Here is a 16,092-nt window from a genome sequence, read left to right as displayed (position 1 = left end):
AGAAATCGAGATGCCGCAGTCGCGAGCGGAGCGAGCCGGTCCCGTCAGTGTAGCCGTGGTGGCAGCAGTGGGCAGGCTGGCACGCGGCGGCAGGCGGCACATTCTAAGTGCCTGACTAACGGGAGCAAAGGGGAAACCGTCTTTACAGCAGGCAGGCCGGGCCGCAGTATTGCGCACTTTCGTGCGGACTGCAGGGAGCGGTTGTGCCCTTCCGACTGACGACATTCGCGCTGACACTGTCCGTATCATGCGCCGCGGCGATCCTCGCCGCGGCAGCGCCGGCCGCGGGGGGCACGCTGGCGCTGGAGGACTGCCGCCTGGACGCCGGGCCGGGGCTGGCGACGGTGAAGGCCCGCTGCGGCACGCTGGAGCGGCCCGAAAACCCGGACGACCCGGACGGGCGCCGGATCGCGCTGCGGGTGGCCGTGGTGCCCGCCCTGTCGGTGGAGCCCGCATCGGATCCCGTGGTGCCGCTGGCCGGCGGCCCCGGACAGGCGGCCACCGATTTCTACGTGGCCTACCGCGGCGCCTTCGAAGCCCTGCGCCGCGAGCGCCCGATCCTGCTGGTCGATCAGCGCGGCACCGGCGAATCCGCGCGGCTGACGTGCCCGGAATCCGAAGACATGCTGGAAGAGGTGCCTGAGCCCGAAGAGATCGGCCCGCTGGTTAACGAGTGCCTCGACGGGCTGGATGCAGACCCGCGCTACTACACCACCAGCGTCGCCGTGCGCGACCTGGAGGCCGTGCGCGAGGCGCTCGGCTACCCGGCGCTGAACCTCTACGGCATCTCCTACGGCACCCGCGTGGCCCAGCACTATCTGCGACGCTACCCGGACCGGACCCGCTCGGTGGTTCTCGACGGCGTGATACCCGCCGGCGAAGTCCTCGGCCCGGACATCGCCCTGTTCGCCCAGGCGGCGGTGGACGCCATCTTCGCTCGCTGCGCGCAGAGTGAGGCCTGCGCCGGCCGCTTCCCGGACGTCGAATCCGAATTCGCCGCCCTGCTCGACCGGCTGGCGGCCAGCCCCGAGGAGGTCACCCTGAACCATCCCGTTACGGGCGAGGTGGCCGAGCGTCGCTTTTCCAACCAGGAGCTGGCCGGCGCCGTCAGGCTGCTGGCCTATGCCCCGGCCAGCGCCGCACTTCTGCCCCACCTCATCCACGAGGGCGCCCGGGGCAACCTGAGCCCGCTGACCGCGCAGATCATGATGATCGAGGCGTCGATGTACGAGTCGCTGGCCATCGGGATGCACCACTCGGTGGTGTGCGCCGAGGACATGCCTTTCGTGACCGAGGCCGACATCGATCGGGAGGCGCTGGGGGCGACATTCATAGGCGAGCAGCAGCTCGACATGCTGCGCGAGATCTGCCGCCACTGGCCCCGGGGGCCGATCGACCCCGACTTCCGCGAGCCGCTGGATACGGACGTGCCGGTGCTGCTGCTCTCCGGCGAATTCGACCCGGTCACGCCGCCGGCCTGGGGCGACCGTGCCGCCGCGCAATACGACACCGCGCGCCACGTGGTGGGACCCGGACAGGGCCACGGACTGCTGCCCCACGGTTGCACGCCCCGGCTGGTGGCCGATTTCGTCGCCGCAGCCAGTGTCGAGGACCTCGAAGCCGACTGCGTCTCCCGCCTCGGCCCCATGCCGTTCTTCCTCGACTTCAACGGGCCCCGGCCATGATCCGCGTAGACAACATCGCCAAGTCTTTCGGCAAGGTCCGGGCTGTCACGGACGTGAGTTTCACCGCCGAGGACGGGCGAATCACCGGCCTGCTCGGCCCCAACGGCGCGGGCAAGTCTACGACACTCAGGGTGCTCTACACCGTGCTGAAACCGGACAGCGGCAGCGCCAGCATCGACGGCATCGACGTCACCGCCGACAGCCTCGGCGCGCGCGCCCGCCTCGGCGCACTGCCCCACTCTTCCGGCCTCTATCCCCAGCTCACGGCCCGCGAGAACATCGCCTACTACGGCGCGCTGCACGGGCTGGCCGGCGAGGAACTCGCGGGCCGCGTGCAATCCATGATCGACCTGCTTGAGATCGGCGACTTCGCCGACCGGCGCACCAAGGGCTTCTCCCAGGGCCAGCGCACCAAGGTGGCGCTGGCCCGGGCCATGGTGCACGAGCCCCGCAACGTCATCCTGGACGAGCCCACCAACGGCCTCGACGTGATGGCCACCCGTTCGCTGCGCGAACTCATCCGCCGGCTGCGGGACGCGGGCAAGTGCGTGCTGTTCTCCAGCCACGTGATGCAGGAGGTGGCCGCGCTGTGCGACGAGATCGTCATCATCTCCGACGGCCGCGTGGCGCTGTCCGGCACGCCGGAGGCGATCCGCAGCCGCACCGGCCGGGAGAACCTGGAGGATGCGTTCGTGAGCGCGATAGGTTCTGCGGAGGGGCTGGAATGAGCCGCCTGCTCACCGTCTGCGCGAAGGAGGTCAAGGACAACTTCCGCGACCGGCGCACGCTGCTCTCGGCGCTGGTGTTCGGCCCGCTGTTCGGCCCGGTGCTCTTCCTCGGCATCATGACGCTGTCGCTGGACCAGGCCATCTCCGACTCCGGCAAGCCGCTCGAGCTCGCCATTGCCGGCGCCGAACGTGCGCCCAACCTGGTGGACTTCCTCACCCGGAACAACGTGGACGCCGAGGAGCTCACACTCGGCCGGGACGAGGCCATGGCCGCCGTGAAGGCCGGCGAACACGACCAGATCCTCTACATCCCCGAGCTCTACGGCGAACAGTTTCGCGGCGGCATCCCGGCCCGGGTGGAACTCATCATCGACGAGTCCAACAACCGCGCCACCGGCGACATCCGACGGGCGCGCGGGCTTGTGCATGCCTGGGGGCAGCAGATCGGCATGCTGCGCCTGCAGGTCCGTGGCATCGATCCCTCCGTCACGCGCGCCGTGCAGCTGCAGGAGATCGACGTCTCCACGCCCACCGGGCGCTCGGCCATCCTGCTCGGCATGATGAGCTACTTCCTGATCTTCTCGATGCTCATGGGCGGCATGTACCTCGCCATCGACACCACCGCCGGCGAGCGGGAGCGGGGCTCGCTGGAGCCGCTGCTCACGCTGCCCGTCGAGCGCAGCACGCTGATCGGCGGCAAGATCCTCGCCACCTGCTTCTACATGTCCATGTCGCTGGCCGCCGCGCTGATCGCTTTCTCCGTCTCGCTGCAGTTCCTGCCGCTGGAGAAGGTGGGCATGACCGCGAACTTCGGGCCGGACGTCGTCGCCCGGGCCTTCCTGATACTCGCCCCGTTCACGTTGCTCGGCGCCGCGCTCATGACGGTGGTGGCCTCCTTCACCAAGAGCTACAAGGAGGCGCAGAGCTACATGACCGTGGTGCTGCTTCTCCCCACGCTGCCGATCATGATCGCAGCCCTCCTCACCGTACGTCCCACGCTGCAGTGGATGGCGGTACCGAGCCTCAGCCAGCACCTGCTGGTGACCGACCTCATCAAGGACGAGGCGCTCTCGCCGCTGTTCGTGGTCACCTCCGTCGGCAGCACGCTCATCGCGGGCATCGCGCTCACCTGGCTCGCCATGCGGCTGTATCGCCGCGAAGGCATCCTCGGCTGACGCCGACCCCGACCGTCGCTCCCTTCAGCCTCCGTTAAGGCAGGCCGGCCTAGCCTCGAAGCTAACGGCCGGCCTGCGGCCGTCCCGTGACGGAGGAAGACATCATGGAAAGACGACACCTCGGCTGGCTCGGCGCCGGCCTGCTCGGACTGGCACTTACCCCGGCCGCTAACGCCGGCGGAGGCTTCTATGTCGGCGGCGACCTCGGCGAGGTCAGCGCCGAGAAATTCTTCGACGGCTTCGACTTCGACGCCAGCACCGACGCCTGGCGACTCTATGGCGGCTGGCGACTCAGCGACTACCTCGGCGCCGAGGTCGGCTACGTGAATTTCGGCGAACTGGATGAGCGCATAGACATCGGCACCAGCTTCGTGCCCGTCTCAGCCGACGCCGAGGGTTACACCGTGGCGGGCACCGTCGGCTGGCCGGTCACCGACAGCCTGATCCTCACCGGCCGCGGCGGCTTTTTGTTCTGGGACAGCGAGAATCGCGTGGACGACGTCCGCTTCGACGAGAGCGACGAGAACTTCTTCTACGGCGCCGGTCTGCGGGTGGACTTCACTCGTAATTTCTCGGTAACGGGAGACTGGACCCGTTACGAACTGGACACCGTGGAAGTGGAGATGGTCTCGGCAGGCGTCCAGTTCCGATTCCGCTAGAACCCCGGCTCACCCGGGGCAACAAGCCGGAGGCCGTCCTCAGGCTACGGCCTCCGGCTCGTCCGCATCAGTCGAGACCGCCGCCGAAGGCCTCGGTGAGCTCGATCTCGTGACCATCCGGGTCCTCGACGTACACGGACCGGGACCGGGGGTACTCGATCACCCCGCGCGGATAGGTGTCGGTGAAGCGGATCTTCACCCCGTCGGCCTCCAGCCGGTCGAGCACCGGGTCGAGATCACCAACCACGAATCCCCAGTGGTTGATCGCCGGATGCGCGGCGGGGCCGGCGTCCTTGCTCTCGTGCAGCGCCAGGTAGGCGACGCCGGCTCTGCCCACGATGACGAAGGGCCGCTCGCGGGCCCGGCCGTCCTCCTTCAGCTCCAGCCCGAAAGTCTCCGTGTAGAACCGGAGGGAGCGCGCGAGGTCCCGCACGGACACGTTGACGTGGTCGATGCCGTTTACCTGGATCATGGCCTGTTCCTCTGTCTGACTGGTGATGCCGTCAGAGTGGCGAAGTAATGGCAATATACCAACGTTTACGCCAGTACATTGGCGAATTGCCAAAGGAGTAACACATGAGCCAGTCCCGGGCAGCCAAATACCTCGCCGCGAACGTCAGGAGCCTGCGGCGGCGGCAGAACATGAGTCAGGAGCAACTGGCCGAGCGTGCCGGCATGCCCCGCTCAACGGTGACCAATATCGAATCCGGCGGCGCCAACCCTTCTCTCAGCAACCTGGCGCTGCTGTCGACCGCACTCGGCGTCGGGCTGGAGGAGCTGCTATCCCGGCCGCGCTCGGAATGCCAGCTGCTCAGAGCGGCCGATGTTCCCGTGCGCAGCCGCAGGCAGGGTGCCGTCAGCGTGCGCAAGCTGTTGCCGGAGCGGACACGCGGACTCGAACTCGATCGAATCGAGATCGCCGCCGGCGCCTCCATGGGGGGAACCCCTCATATCGCCGGCACGAAGGAGTACCTGCACTGTCTGGTGGGTGAGGTGACGGTGCTCGTGGCCGGCCAGGCATTCGTCGTCGGCGCAGGCGACGTACTGGCATTCCCGGGGGATCAGGCGCACTCGTACCGGAATCGGGGAAGAAAGACGGCGGAGGCCATCAGCGTCGTCGTACCGATTCCCTTCTGAGGCCGCGTTAAGCGTTCGGCGCAGCACTCACCAAGCGCCTGCAAACCCCCTTAATCTAGACCGCTGAATCTGCGGCGCAATCGGTACTTCCCCCGAGGGGATTCCCCCCATCAGGAAGCAGGGATTCCGCCCTGCCGTACGGGTGCTCTGCCCGCCTCTGTCTGGCTCCTCGTTCCTGTATCTCTGCAATAACGCCTGCACGGAAGCACAAGACAGGCGCAACCGCATCTCGCGAGATACGAGGAGACACAAGATGGTTACGAGGAGAACATTTCTTCAGGCGACTATGGCTGCGGCTGCAGCGGCGGGCATGCCATGGCACAGATTCATAGAGAGCGCCTACGGTGTCGAACTGGCAACGGGTCTCTCAGACCCGGCCGCCCAGCTCAAGTTCGTCACCCCGGTTCCGGACGCGCTGAGCCCGACATTCAAGTTCCGTCCGAGGGGCGGTCGTGGTGGGATGAAGCTAGTTACCGTCGGGATGGGAGCCTCCATCCAGCAGACCGGGCTCACCGATGCCCTCGGCGTCCCGCTGTCCACGCCGGTCTTCGGCTACGGGGATAACCGGTTCGTGTCCTGGCCCGGCAGGACCTTCGAGGCGACGAGCAACGAACCGCTGAAGGTCATCTGGGAGAACAACCTCGGTACGAATCAGCTACCGATCGCGACGTTCGCAAGCATGATCGCCGGCGGCGGTGCCGCATTCGGCTTTTCACCGTTAGACGAAAGCCTGCACTGGGCATACGGCCTGCATACCCCGCAGGACAATTACAAACAGTATTCGGTCGCAAACAATGGCATACCGATCGTGGCGCATGTGCACGGCGGACATAGTCGCGCCGGATTCGACGGCAATCCCGAGTATTTCTTCGGGCCGGTTCTCGCGAACGGCCAGGTCAGGGGGCCTCGCTACGTGACGAACGAGTACGTGTATGACAACGACCAGCCCGCCGGCACGGTCTGGTATCACGACCATGCTCTCGGCATCACGCGCCTGAATGTCTACGCGGGACTCGCCGGCTTCTACATCATCAGGGACGCCTGGGACACCGGCAGGGCGAATAACACGCTGAGCCTGCCGGCGTGGCCATACGAAGCCGCGCTCGCCATTCAGGACAAGATGTTCACGGCCACCGGTGAACTCTTTTATCCGGCCTTCCCCGGCGATCCGTTCTACGCCGACTTCATCGATGGTGAAGGCGCCGACCTGAGCAGCTTCCAGAACGGCGGCCCCACGGCGCTGGCCGAGTTCTTCGGCGACCACATCGTGGTCAATGGCGCAATCTGGCCGAAGATGGATGTGGAGCCGCGCAACTATCGTCTGCGCCTGCTGAACGGCTGCGATAGCCGCTTCCTGGTGGTGCGTTTCCGCAGGGCTGCCAATCCGACTGCAAAGGATCTTGTCAGCGCTGGCGCGCCGATCCCGTTCACCGTCATCGGCAGCGACCAGGGTCTCGCCTCCATCCCGACCACCACCGACACGCTCGTCATAGAGACCGGCTCTCGCTACGACATCATCTTCGACTTCAAGAGCGTGACGCCCGGCGACCGGATCATCATGGAGAATATCGGCAGTGATACGCCGTTCGGTTTCGATTTCGGTGACGACGTCGATCCCGCGGACCTCTTCGAGAATCGCCAGACCGATCGCATCATGGCATTCGACGTCCTGCTGCCGCTCAGCGCCGATCCGGACATCGCGCCGACGTCCGCGGGCGCGACGGCCTACGCCACGGCGAGGGACGCGGCGTTCCCGACGAACTACGGCCCGAAGACCGTGGACAAGACGCGCAAGGTCGCGTTGTTCGAGGGCACGGATGAGTACGGACGCCTGCAACCGCTGTTGGGCACTGCGGAGCCGGCTGTCGATGCGGATGGTATGCCTGTCGAATGGCCGAACCAGCCCGAGTATGTCGACAACGGGCTGACCGGCCCGATGCAGGGTTCCATCGCCTGGCACAGCCCGACGACAGAAAACCCGAAGCTCGGCGATACGGAGCAATGGGAGATCTTCAACGTAACCGGCGACTCGCACCCGATCCACTTGCACCTGGTGCACTTCGGTGTGGTCTCCCGGCATAAGATCGTTTGGGACTCCAACACAATTGAGGCAGGCGATGTACTTGCCGACGGCTCCATCGCTACAGAAGACGACGAGACGCGGGTGATACCGAACGCAAAAGCGGCTACGGCCGTCGGCGACGGGACCTACCTCGAGGAACAGGTCGTCGTTCAGCACAACAAGCTGACCGGGTCTGGCTTCCGGGTGATAAACCCGACCTACGATCCCGCGCCGTTCAATCCCGGCGGCGCCTACGTCGACGCGAATGCGCCGAAGGACATGGTGACGGCACGACCGGGCGAGGTGACCATCATCCGAGCTACCTTCGACAAACCGGGACGCTATGTCTGGCACTGCCACATCCTCTCGCACGAGGACCACGAGATGATGCGGGCCCTTTACGTCGGCCCTGGCACCAAAGCGAGGGAGGACTGGGAGAACTACACACTCCACGGCAACGGCATGTAGGTGATGGACGAGGGGGTGGTGCTTGCGCACTGCCCCCTCCGCCAACCGGATCATCCCGAACACTGGAGAGAACCATGGCTGCCGTCATTCAGAGAGAAGACATCCACACCAGACCACGCGCCCTGGTCGTCGACGACTCGCGCATCGCCCGTTACGTGCTCTACGGACTGCTGGACCGCCTCGGCTTCGAGGTAGACCTCGCGGACTCGGCGGAGCTGGCGGTCAAACGGCTCGGCATGGGGCTGCCCGACGTCGTCTTCATGGACCACCTGCTGCCTGGCATCGACGGGCTGGAGTGCGTCCGCCGGCTGAGGGCGCAGCCGCGCAGCGCGAAGCTGCCCATCGTGATGTACACGTCCCAGGACACCGACGCGTTCGCCGAACAGGCGAAGGCAGCTGGTGCCGACGACGTGTTCTTCAAGACCGGCGAGACAAAGAAGCTGAACGAGATACTCCGGCGGCTGGATCTGCTGCCGACACAGGCGCAGGCCTCGGACGCTGCCAAGGTGGTGCCGATGCCGCGCAATCGTGCCCAAACGGTCGAGCGCGACGGTGCATCGACGGACGATATCGGACGCATCGACCTGCTGCATGGGCTCGAGCCGCTGATCCAGGCACAACACGAAAAGCTGCGCCAGGATCTTCTGGCGGAGTTCGTGATACTGGAGCGCTACGAGGAGCGCATGCGCAGCGACCTGTTCGCGCGGCTGGAGACGACGCTCGAGGCCTCCAACGCCAGGCTGGAGCGGGCCGTGCAGATGCGCCGGCACAACGACGCCGTGCGGCGGCGCAAGGGCCGCGGCTGGCGGAACTCTGCCATTGCGGCGTCCTGTATCGTGATGCTGACCGCGGGGCTCGTCGCGGGACTGACGATGCGGCCCGGAGTGTTGGAGGCGCAGGCCGCCAGCGACAGGATCAACGCGGCACTGGAGACGCAAGCGGCGGCACTGGCGCAACTCGGCCGCAGCGTGAAGGAGCTGCGGACACACGCTGTAGCGCCGGCAATAGATGAGCCTGGCTCGGCCGATGCACCCGTGCCGAAGACGGATGCAATTCCCCCGGACGCCGCCACGGCGCTGATCACGGAACTGCAGTCGATGGGCATACTCGGGCAGGTGCGCATCGAGACGTCCGCGGGCGCTTTCTGCATCCGCGCGAACGGCGACCGCTTCATGCTGGAGCCGGCCGGCCAGGCGCTCCAGGACTGCGAGGTTCTGCCGCTCTACACGGCCGGATTGCTGCGATGAAGCCGTCCGCAGCTGTCGCCTGTCTGCGACAGGTGCCGGACGGCAGTCAGGGGTCTATCATGGTGCCCACGTCGGGGGGGGACAGAGAGTAGCCGAAGTGGTTAGCGTAGTGGCCTCAGGTCAGCGGCCGGGACCGACCCGGATCGTAGTGGTCGACGACCACGCGATCATGCGGGACGGCCTTACCGCGATGCTGGGGAACGAGGAAGGCCTCGAAGTGGTCGCGACGGCCGCGGACGGTAAGGCGGCGATCCAGGTGGTGGACCGGCACGAGCCGGACCTGGTGCTCATCGATCTTTCCATGCCCCGCACGGACGGTGCGCGCGCCATCAGCGTGATCAAGCGCCGCCATCCGGAGGTGCACGTGGTGGTGCTCACCTTCCACAAGGAAGACGTGCACATACACGCCGCGCTGCAGGCCGGCGCCGACGGTTACGTGCTGAAAGATGACGGGCGCGCCGAGCTGCTCACGGCCGTGAAGCACGTCGCGGCGGGGCGGAGTTATCTCAGCCCGGCCATCTGCGACCGCGTCATGTCGGGCTACGTACGCGCCGGCGAACAGCCGGAGAGAACGAGCAGGACCCGCTCCTGGGAGATTCTCACCGAGCGCGAGCGGGAAGTGCTGAAGCTGGTGGCCGAGGGATACACCACCCGGCAGATTGCCGGTTACCTGTCGCTGAGCGCGAAGACGGTGGAGAAGCACCGCGCCAACATGATGCGCAAGCTCGGCCTCAAAAATGTCTCGGCGGTGACCACCTATGCCCTGGAGAACGGGCTGCTATCGCAGTGAAGGAAAGGCGGCCGTGCCCCAGCGCACGCGGATCTGACAGCCCTTTCCCGGCGCGCTCACCAGGCTGAACCGCCCACCGAGGGCCTCCGTCCGCTCGCGCATGGTGCTGAGCCCGAGGCCTTCCCTACGATCGCCGTTGTTGAGCGGCAGACCGACTCCGTCGTCGACGATACGCAATTCCACGGCGTCGTCCAGCGTCCGGAAGCGGAGCTTCACGCGCGTGGCCCGCGCATGAGACGCCACATTGTTGAGAGCCTCCTGCGCGATCCGGTAGATCGCGACGGCGAGCTGTTCGGACACCTGGTGGTCTCGCCCGTCGAGAGAGCAGCGTACTTCCAGGTCCGGACATGCGGCCAGCAGCTCCAGACAGAGCAGTTCCAGCGAACCGCTGAGCCCGTGCTTCTTCAGCGCCACCGGTCCCAGGTTGGAGGTGATGCGGCGGAGTTCCTCCTGCGAGCGGCGCACGTAATCGGCCGCCCGCGCCAGGGTGGCGGCTGCCTTTGCGGGATCCGCGTCGCCATCCAGGCAGCCCTCGATCTCGAAACGCAGAATACTCAGAGACTGACCCAGCCCGTCGTGCAGTTCGGCGGCGAGGCGCTTCTGTTCGGCCTCCTGCGCCACCAGCAGCCTTGCGGTAAGGCCGGTGAGCCGGGCGTCCGGCGCCGGTTCGAGCACCGGGGAACCGACCGGCAAAAAGCGCTGCACCAGCGGCGCGGTCGTCTCATCCTGCCGCACCGCCCGCCAGCTCGGGTTCTCGTCGCGTTCCGCGGCACGGTAACCCGCCGTGATGTCGTGCATGAACAGAACGGAGTGACTCTCATAGCAGGTGACGGCTTCTCCGAACAGGGCGCCGCAGACGTAGGCAACGGACTGGAGCCTGAGCTTCAGCACACCGTCCAGGCTCGTCGAGGCGAACAACCACTCCACCGGCAGGCCGGACCGGTGCGTCTCCCAGGCCTCCGAGAAGGCCGTGGCGAGGCGGCACGCCTGGCGGCTGCAACCGGGATGCAGTGCGTCGTGGATAGTCATTCCTGCCCGGAGGGGCAGCTGGCCGAGGCGCGGTCCGGGATGCGGTCCGGTCCAGCGCACGATGCGGGCCTCCCCGTCCAGCAGCAAAACGAGTTCCGGCACCGGCTGGCTCGTGGTCGTGCCCGGTGTGTGGGCGGGGTCGCGTTCCCGCCGATCCTTGCGGCAGTAATGGCTGCCGCGGACCTGTTCTTCTGTGGTCGCCATCGTGCCGCTCCCCTTCGTGGCACAGAGACGGGACGGTATTCCGGTTACCGGATATGCAAGAGCGATACCAGCGACCGCACTTTCTCGATCGCTCAATAAGTTACGCGGGGTGGGCGGTCGACCGAGGGTCAAATGCTGCGGGCTTATGTAAAATATCCCGACACGAATTCGCCTCAGGCCGCCCTGTCGCGGGGCCGTGCCCGCGCTTTGAACTCGAGCGCTCCGTCCTCCAGGGAGCCTTCCAGGAAAGTCCTGCGGTCCTGGCGGTAGTCCTGCGGGTTGGTCCAGGGTTCCCGGTCGCCCTGCTTCGGGAAGCGGTGCATTACGCGCAGCATGTAGCCGGGCGTGAAGTCCTCGACGTAGGGCCTGAGGGTCATGCCCCGGTCCTGCGGGCGCAGCCGCGGCGTCACCTGCCGGCTGCCGGTTTCATCCAGGCGGTTGATGAGCCGGCAGGCGAAGTGCTCGATGAGATCCGCGCGCAGGGTCCAGGAGGCGTTGATGTAGCCGAACACGGAGACCATGTTCGGCACGCCGGAATACATCATGCCGCGATAGGTCACGGTGTCGGCGAAGTCCACCGGCTGGCCGTCCACGGCGAATCGCACACCGCCGAGTACCACCAGGTCGAGGCCGGTGGCGGTCACGATGACGTCGGCGTCGAGTTCCTCGCCGGAGGAAAGCCGGATGCCGGTCTCGGTGAAGGTATCGACGGTATCGGTGACCACCGAGGCGCGCCCGGCGCGGAGCGCGCGGAACAGGTCGCTGTTCGGCACCAGGCAGAGACGCTGGTCCCAGGGGTCGTAGTCCGGCGTGAAGTGCTTCTCCACGTCGAAGTCTTCGCCGAGTTCGGCACGCACCCACTTCAGCAGCTGACGCTTCACCTTCTCCGGCGCCTTGCGGGTGCGGCCGTAGAACCAGCGCTGCAGCGCGATGTTCTTCCAGCGGGTGAGCCGGTAGGCAGCGCGCCCCGGCAGGATCCTGCGCAGGAAGTTGGCTATGACGTCGCGGTCCGGGCGGGAGACCACGTAGGTGGGAGAGCGCTGCAGCATCACCACGTGGCCGGCATCTTTCGCCATGGCGGGCACCAGCGTCATGGCCGTAGCACCGGAGCCGATGACCACGATCCGCTTGCCGGCGTAGTCGAGGTCTTCCGGCCATTCCTGGGGGTGGACGATCTCGCCGCCGAAATGCTCGCGGCCAGGGAAGTCCGGCGTGTAACCGTGCTCGTAGCTGAAATAGCCGGAACACATGATGAGGAAGTTGCCGCGCAACGTGACCGTCTCGCCGGTGTCGCTCCGCTCCGCTTCCACGGTCCACGCGGCCTCCTCGCTCGACCACGCCGCGCTGCGCACCCGGTGACCGTAGCGGACGTGCTCGTCGATGCCGTACTCGGCGGCCGTGTCGCGGATGTAGTCGAGGATGGCCGGCCCGTCGGCGATGGCCTTCTCGGCCCGCCAGGGTTTGAAGTCGTAGCCGAGCGTGTGCATGTCGCTGTCCGAACGGATGCCCGGGTAGCGGAACAGGTCCCAGGTGCCGCCCATACGATCGCGGCCCTCCAGTATCACGTAGCGCTTGCCTTGGCATTCCTGCTCCAGGTGCGCGGCCGCACCGATGCCGGACAGTCCGGCACCGACGATGATGACGTCATGGATCTCCGTGCTCACGCTGTTCTCAAGCTCCTCTGTCTGCGGGTGCGTCTGCCGCTGCGCCGTCTGCGGTGACGCCGTCGGTCATGGTAACCCGTCGGTCCTCCCTGCGCGCCCCGACCGACCTCGCTAGCAGGACGAGGAATACGGCGAGGGCGAGCGAGGCGACGAGCAGCAGGGCGATCAGCCCGCCTGTATAGGTGCCGTGGGTCCACCCCGTCGGTACGGCACCGGCGGCCACGGCGCCGACGGCGGCCAGCGCCGTGACCAGCAGGGTCACCATCGCGGTGGGAAAGAACGGGATACGCCGCGGATAGCCCCGCCGCGTGAGCGCCCGGCCGATGGCCGTCATCAGCACCAGCAGCGCAGTGCAGTAGACGCACGCCACGATGGCCGAAACGTGGTAGGCGGCGGCCGCCGGCAGATCGAATCCGCCGAGCCACAGCGGCAGCAGCGCGAGAAACAGTACGCCGACACTCGCCCCCATCATCCAGGACAGGGACCAGATGTCGCGCGGGTGCCAGCCATCGGTCGCCGTGGCGCGTATGGCTACGATGAGGCCCGAGAAACCCGCCAGCGCGACGGCGATCTCGGCCAGGGACAACAGGAATTCGGCGGGTTCTATCACACTCACTTGCCTATGCAGAAACTCGAGAAAATCCGTCCCAACAGGTCGTCGCTGGTGACCTCGCCGGTGATACGCCCGAGGGCCATCTGCGCCTGGCGCAGCTCCTCGGCCATCAGTTCTCCGGCCCGGCTCGTCTCGAGGTGATGCCGCCCGGCGTCGAAACGCGTGCGTGCGTCGGTCAGCGCTTCGAGGTGGCGGCGCCGCGCCGACAGCGCGCCCTCGCCGAAGTCGGCGCTGCCGGCGAGCGCGCGCAGATACGCGCGCAGCGCATCCAGTCCGACGCCCGTCTTCGCGGAGACGTGCAGGGTGCCGTCCGGGCGGACGCCGGATGCCTCGCCGCTCAGGTCCACCTTGTTGACCACGACGGTGTGGGCGAGCTCCGCGGGCAGCTCCGCGAGCAGTTCCTCCGCCACCGCCTGCCGGGGCGCGCTTTCGTCTGCCGCATCGAGCAGCACCAGCGCATGATCCGCGGTGGCCAGCGTCGCCCTTGCGCGGCGGATGCCTTCGGCCTCGACCGCATCCGCGTCCGCCCGCAGTCCGGCGGTGTCGGTGAGATGGACGGCCAGCCCGTCGATGACGATGGTCTCGCGCAGCAGGTCCCGCGTGGTGCCGGGGATGTCGGTCACGATAGCCGTCTCCGTGCCGGCCAGCGCGTTCAGCAGGCTCGACTTGCCGGCGTTCGGCCGGCCGGCGATGACCACGGTGATGCCGTCGGCGAGGAGCCGCCCCTGTTCGGCCCGGGCGGTGAGTTCGTCGAATGCCGTGGCCACGCCCTGCACGCGCTCGGCCAGCGCCTGGTCGGACAGGAAGTCGATTTCCTCCTCCGGAAAGTCGATGGCCGCCTCCACGTACATGCGCAGCCGGGTCAGGAGTTCGGTGAGGTGATGCACAGCCGCCGAGAACTCGCCCTCGAGCGAGCGCAGCGCGGCCCGCGCGGCCTGGGCGGAACCGCTGGCGATGACGTCCGCGATGGCCTCCGCCTGGGCGAGATCGAGCCGGTCGTTGAGGAAAGCCCGCCGTGAGAATTCGCCCGGCTCGGCGAGCCGGGCCCCGAGTTCCATGAAGCGCTCGATGGCGAGCTGCATCACCACGGGGCCGCCGTGGCCCTGGAATTCGAATACGTGCTCACCGGTGAACGAATGGGGCGCGGCGAAGTAGAGCAGCAGGCCGTGATCGATGGGCGCGCCGTCGGCCTCCGCCAGATGCACCAGGCGGGCGCGGCGCGGCGGCGCCACGACGCCGAATAGCGCCTGCAGCATCTGCGGCACGGCCGGGCCGGAGACGCGCACGATGCCCACTCCGCCCCGGCCGGGCGGTGTCGCCAGCGCCACAATGGTGTCATCCTCGGGAGTCACGGGGAACTCTGGCCTCGCATCGCACTGGCAGCAAGAAAAGGAACGCCGGCATGAAAACCCGCACCGTGAAATTCCGCAACGACGGCGGCGACACGCTGACCGGCCTGATCGACGAACCGGCAGGACGGCCGCGGGCGTGGGCGCTGTTCGCGCATTGCTTCACCTGCACCAAGAACGCGAAAGCCGCGGTGAACATCGCGCGGGTACTCGCCGACCACGGCTACGCCGTACTCCGCTTCGATTTTACCGGGCTCGGCCAGAGTGAGGGGGATTTCGCCGCCACGAATTTCTCCAGCAACGTCTCCGACCTGCTCGCGGCGGTGCGCTACCTCGGCGAGGAGCACGAGAGCCCGCGCCTGCTCATCGGCCACAGCCTCGGCGGCACGGCAGTGCTGCAGGCGGCGGCGGAACTGGAGACGGTGCAGGCCGTCGCCACCATCGGATCGCCCGCCGACCCGGAGCACGTGGCGCGGCTGTTCGCGTGCGACCGGGCACGCATCGAGGAGGAAGGCGAGGCCGAGGTGGACCTCGGCGGCCGCAGCTTTCGCATACGCAGGCAGTTCCTCGAGGACCTCGGCGAGCACGAACTGCCGAAGGCAGTGGGAGAGTTGCGCCGACCGCTGCTGATCCTGCACTCGCCGCTGGATACCGTGGTGGATATCGAGAACGCGACGTTGCTGTTCACCAACGCCATGCATCCGAAGAGTTTCGTCAGCCTGGACCAGGCCGATCACCTGATGAGCGACGAGCCGGACTCCCGCTACGCCGGCCGGGTGCTCGCCGCCTGGGCGGCGAAGTATCTCGAGATCGACCGTCCGGTGCTGCGGCTCGGCGCCGACCCCCGCGAGGCGGTGTCCCGCACCGGCGCGTCCGGGTTCAGGAGCGACGTGAGCCTGTCCGGACACACCCTCATCGCCGACGAGCCCGAGGACTACGGCGGCACGAACATGGGCCCCACGCCCTACGATCTGCTGAGCGGCGCGCTGGCCACCTGCACCAGCATGACCATCCGCATGTATGCCGATCACAAGAAGCTGCCGCTGGAGTCGGTGACGGTGAGCGTGCGCCACGACAAGATCCACGCGAAGGACTGCGAGGAATGCGAACAGCGGGACGGCAAGATCGACCGGTTCGAGCGCGAACTGACGGTCGAGGGCGACCTCACCGACGAGCAACTCGAGCGCATCACCGAGATCGCCGACCGCTGCCCGGTGCACCGCAGCCTGCACGGCGAGATCCAGGTGCAGACCCGGCTGCGCCGCTGAGCGGCGACCGGGTC

General features: G+C 67.2%; 14 protein-coding genes. 9 read left to right on the top strand and 5 right to left on the bottom strand.

All coding sequences use genetic code 11. The features are described from left to right. Positions 1 to 203: 203 nt before the first annotated feature. The 4 genes from ACJMKZ_RS09270 to ACJMKZ_RS09255 all read left to right on the top strand — a co-directional run bounded on the left by ACJMKZ_RS09270 (position 204) and on the right by ACJMKZ_RS09255 (position 4,247). Positions 204 to 1,685 (top strand): alpha/beta hydrolase, encoded by a 1,482-nt coding sequence (locus ACJMKZ_RS09270; RefSeq protein ID WP_405232903.1) that lies wholly within the window; start codon positions 204 to 206, stop codon positions 1,683 to 1,685. Then, positions 1,682 to 2,413 (top strand): ABC transporter ATP-binding protein, encoded by a 732-nt coding sequence (locus ACJMKZ_RS09265; RefSeq protein ID WP_405232902.1) that lies wholly within the window; start codon positions 1,682 to 1,684, stop codon positions 2,411 to 2,413. The genes ACJMKZ_RS09270 and ACJMKZ_RS09265 overlap by 4 nt, the downstream gene beginning before the upstream one ends. After that, on the top strand, positions 2,410 to 3,588 hold the full coding sequence (locus tag ACJMKZ_RS09260; RefSeq protein ID WP_405232901.1) for an ABC transporter permease: 1,179 nt from the start codon (positions 2,410 to 2,412) through the stop codon (positions 3,586 to 3,588). The genes ACJMKZ_RS09265 and ACJMKZ_RS09260 overlap by 4 nt, the downstream gene beginning before the upstream one ends. A 104-nt stretch (positions 3,589 to 3,692) precedes the next feature. Next, on the top strand, positions 3,693 to 4,247 hold the full coding sequence (locus ACJMKZ_RS09255) for a porin family protein (protein ID WP_405232900.1): 555 nt from the start codon (positions 3,693 to 3,695) through the stop codon (positions 4,245 to 4,247). A 67-nt stretch (positions 4,248 to 4,314) separates the two neighbouring features. On the opposite strand, the gene ACJMKZ_RS09250 is transcribed toward ACJMKZ_RS09255, so the two are convergent. Further along, positions 4,315 to 4,719 (bottom strand): VOC family protein, encoded by a 405-nt coding sequence (locus ACJMKZ_RS09250; protein WP_405232899.1) that lies wholly within the window; start codon positions 4,717 to 4,719, stop codon positions 4,315 to 4,317. Positions 4,720 to 4,823: 104 nt separating this feature from the next. Here ACJMKZ_RS09250 and ACJMKZ_RS09245 point away from each other — a divergent pair, with 104 nt between their 5' ends. The 4 genes from ACJMKZ_RS09245 (at position 4,824) to ACJMKZ_RS09230 (ending at position 9,951) form a co-directional block, all read left to right on the top strand. Continuing rightward, positions 4,824 to 5,384 carry a helix-turn-helix domain-containing protein gene (locus ACJMKZ_RS09245; protein ID WP_405232898.1) on the top strand — a complete coding sequence of 187 codons (561 nt, stop codon included), beginning with the start codon at positions 4,824 to 4,826 and terminating at the stop codon, positions 5,382 to 5,384. Between the two features lie 253 nt (positions 5,385 to 5,637). After that, complete coding sequence (locus ACJMKZ_RS09240; protein ID WP_405232897.1) at positions 5,638 to 7,914, top strand: multicopper oxidase family protein; 2,277 nt, start codon at positions 5,638 to 5,640, stop codon at positions 7,912 to 7,914. Positions 7,915 to 7,988: 74 nt separating this feature from the next. Further along, positions 7,989 to 9,161 (top strand): response regulator, encoded by a 1,173-nt coding sequence (locus ACJMKZ_RS09235; protein ID WP_405232896.1) that lies wholly within the window; start codon positions 7,989 to 7,991, stop codon positions 9,159 to 9,161. 148 nt (positions 9,162 to 9,309) lie between these two features. Next, positions 9,310 to 9,951 carry a response regulator gene (locus ACJMKZ_RS09230; protein ID WP_405232895.1) on the top strand — a complete coding sequence of 214 codons (642 nt, stop codon included), beginning with the start codon at positions 9,310 to 9,312 and terminating at the stop codon, positions 9,949 to 9,951. Here the strand turns inward: ACJMKZ_RS09230 and ACJMKZ_RS09225 are convergent. The 4 genes from ACJMKZ_RS09225 to mnmE all read right to left on the bottom strand — a co-directional run bounded on the left by ACJMKZ_RS09225 (position 9,940) and on the right by mnmE (position 14,813). Then, positions 9,940 to 11,184: a sensor histidine kinase gene (locus ACJMKZ_RS09225; protein ID WP_405232894.1), complete on the bottom strand. Its 1,245-nt coding sequence runs from the start codon at positions 11,182 to 11,184 to the stop codon at positions 9,940 to 9,942. The genes ACJMKZ_RS09230 and ACJMKZ_RS09225 overlap by 12 nt on opposite strands. A gap of 173 nt (positions 11,185 to 11,357) precedes the next feature. Continuing rightward, positions 11,358 to 12,848 (bottom strand): flavin-containing monooxygenase, encoded by a 1,491-nt coding sequence (locus ACJMKZ_RS09220; protein WP_405232893.1) that lies wholly within the window; start codon positions 12,846 to 12,848, stop codon positions 11,358 to 11,360. 7 nt (positions 12,849 to 12,855) lie between these two features. Beyond that, on the bottom strand, positions 12,856 to 13,458 hold the full coding sequence (locus ACJMKZ_RS09215) for a hypothetical protein (RefSeq protein ID WP_405232892.1): 603 nt from the start codon (positions 13,456 to 13,458) through the stop codon (positions 12,856 to 12,858). A gap of 2 nt (positions 13,459 to 13,460) precedes the next feature. Beyond that, positions 13,461 to 14,813 (bottom strand): tRNA uridine-5-carboxymethylaminomethyl(34) synthesis GTPase MnmE, encoded by a 1,353-nt coding sequence (mnmE, locus tag ACJMKZ_RS09210; protein WP_405232891.1) that lies wholly within the window; start codon positions 14,811 to 14,813, stop codon positions 13,461 to 13,463. A gap of 50 nt (positions 14,814 to 14,863) precedes the next feature. Here mnmE and ACJMKZ_RS09205 point away from each other — a divergent pair, with 50 nt between their 5' ends. Continuing rightward, positions 14,864 to 16,078 carry a bifunctional alpha/beta hydrolase/OsmC family protein gene (locus ACJMKZ_RS09205; RefSeq protein WP_405232890.1) on the top strand — a complete coding sequence of 405 codons (1,215 nt, stop codon included), beginning with the start codon at positions 14,864 to 14,866 and terminating at the stop codon, positions 16,076 to 16,078. Positions 16,079 to 16,092 lie beyond the last annotated feature (14 nt).

Source organism: Lentisalinibacter salinarum, assembly GCF_040706555.1.
GTDB lineage: Bacteria > Pseudomonadota > Gammaproteobacteria > Steroidobacterales > Woeseiaceae > Lentisalinibacter > Lentisalinibacter salinarum.
This window is presented reverse-complemented; position numbering and strand designations above follow the sequence as displayed.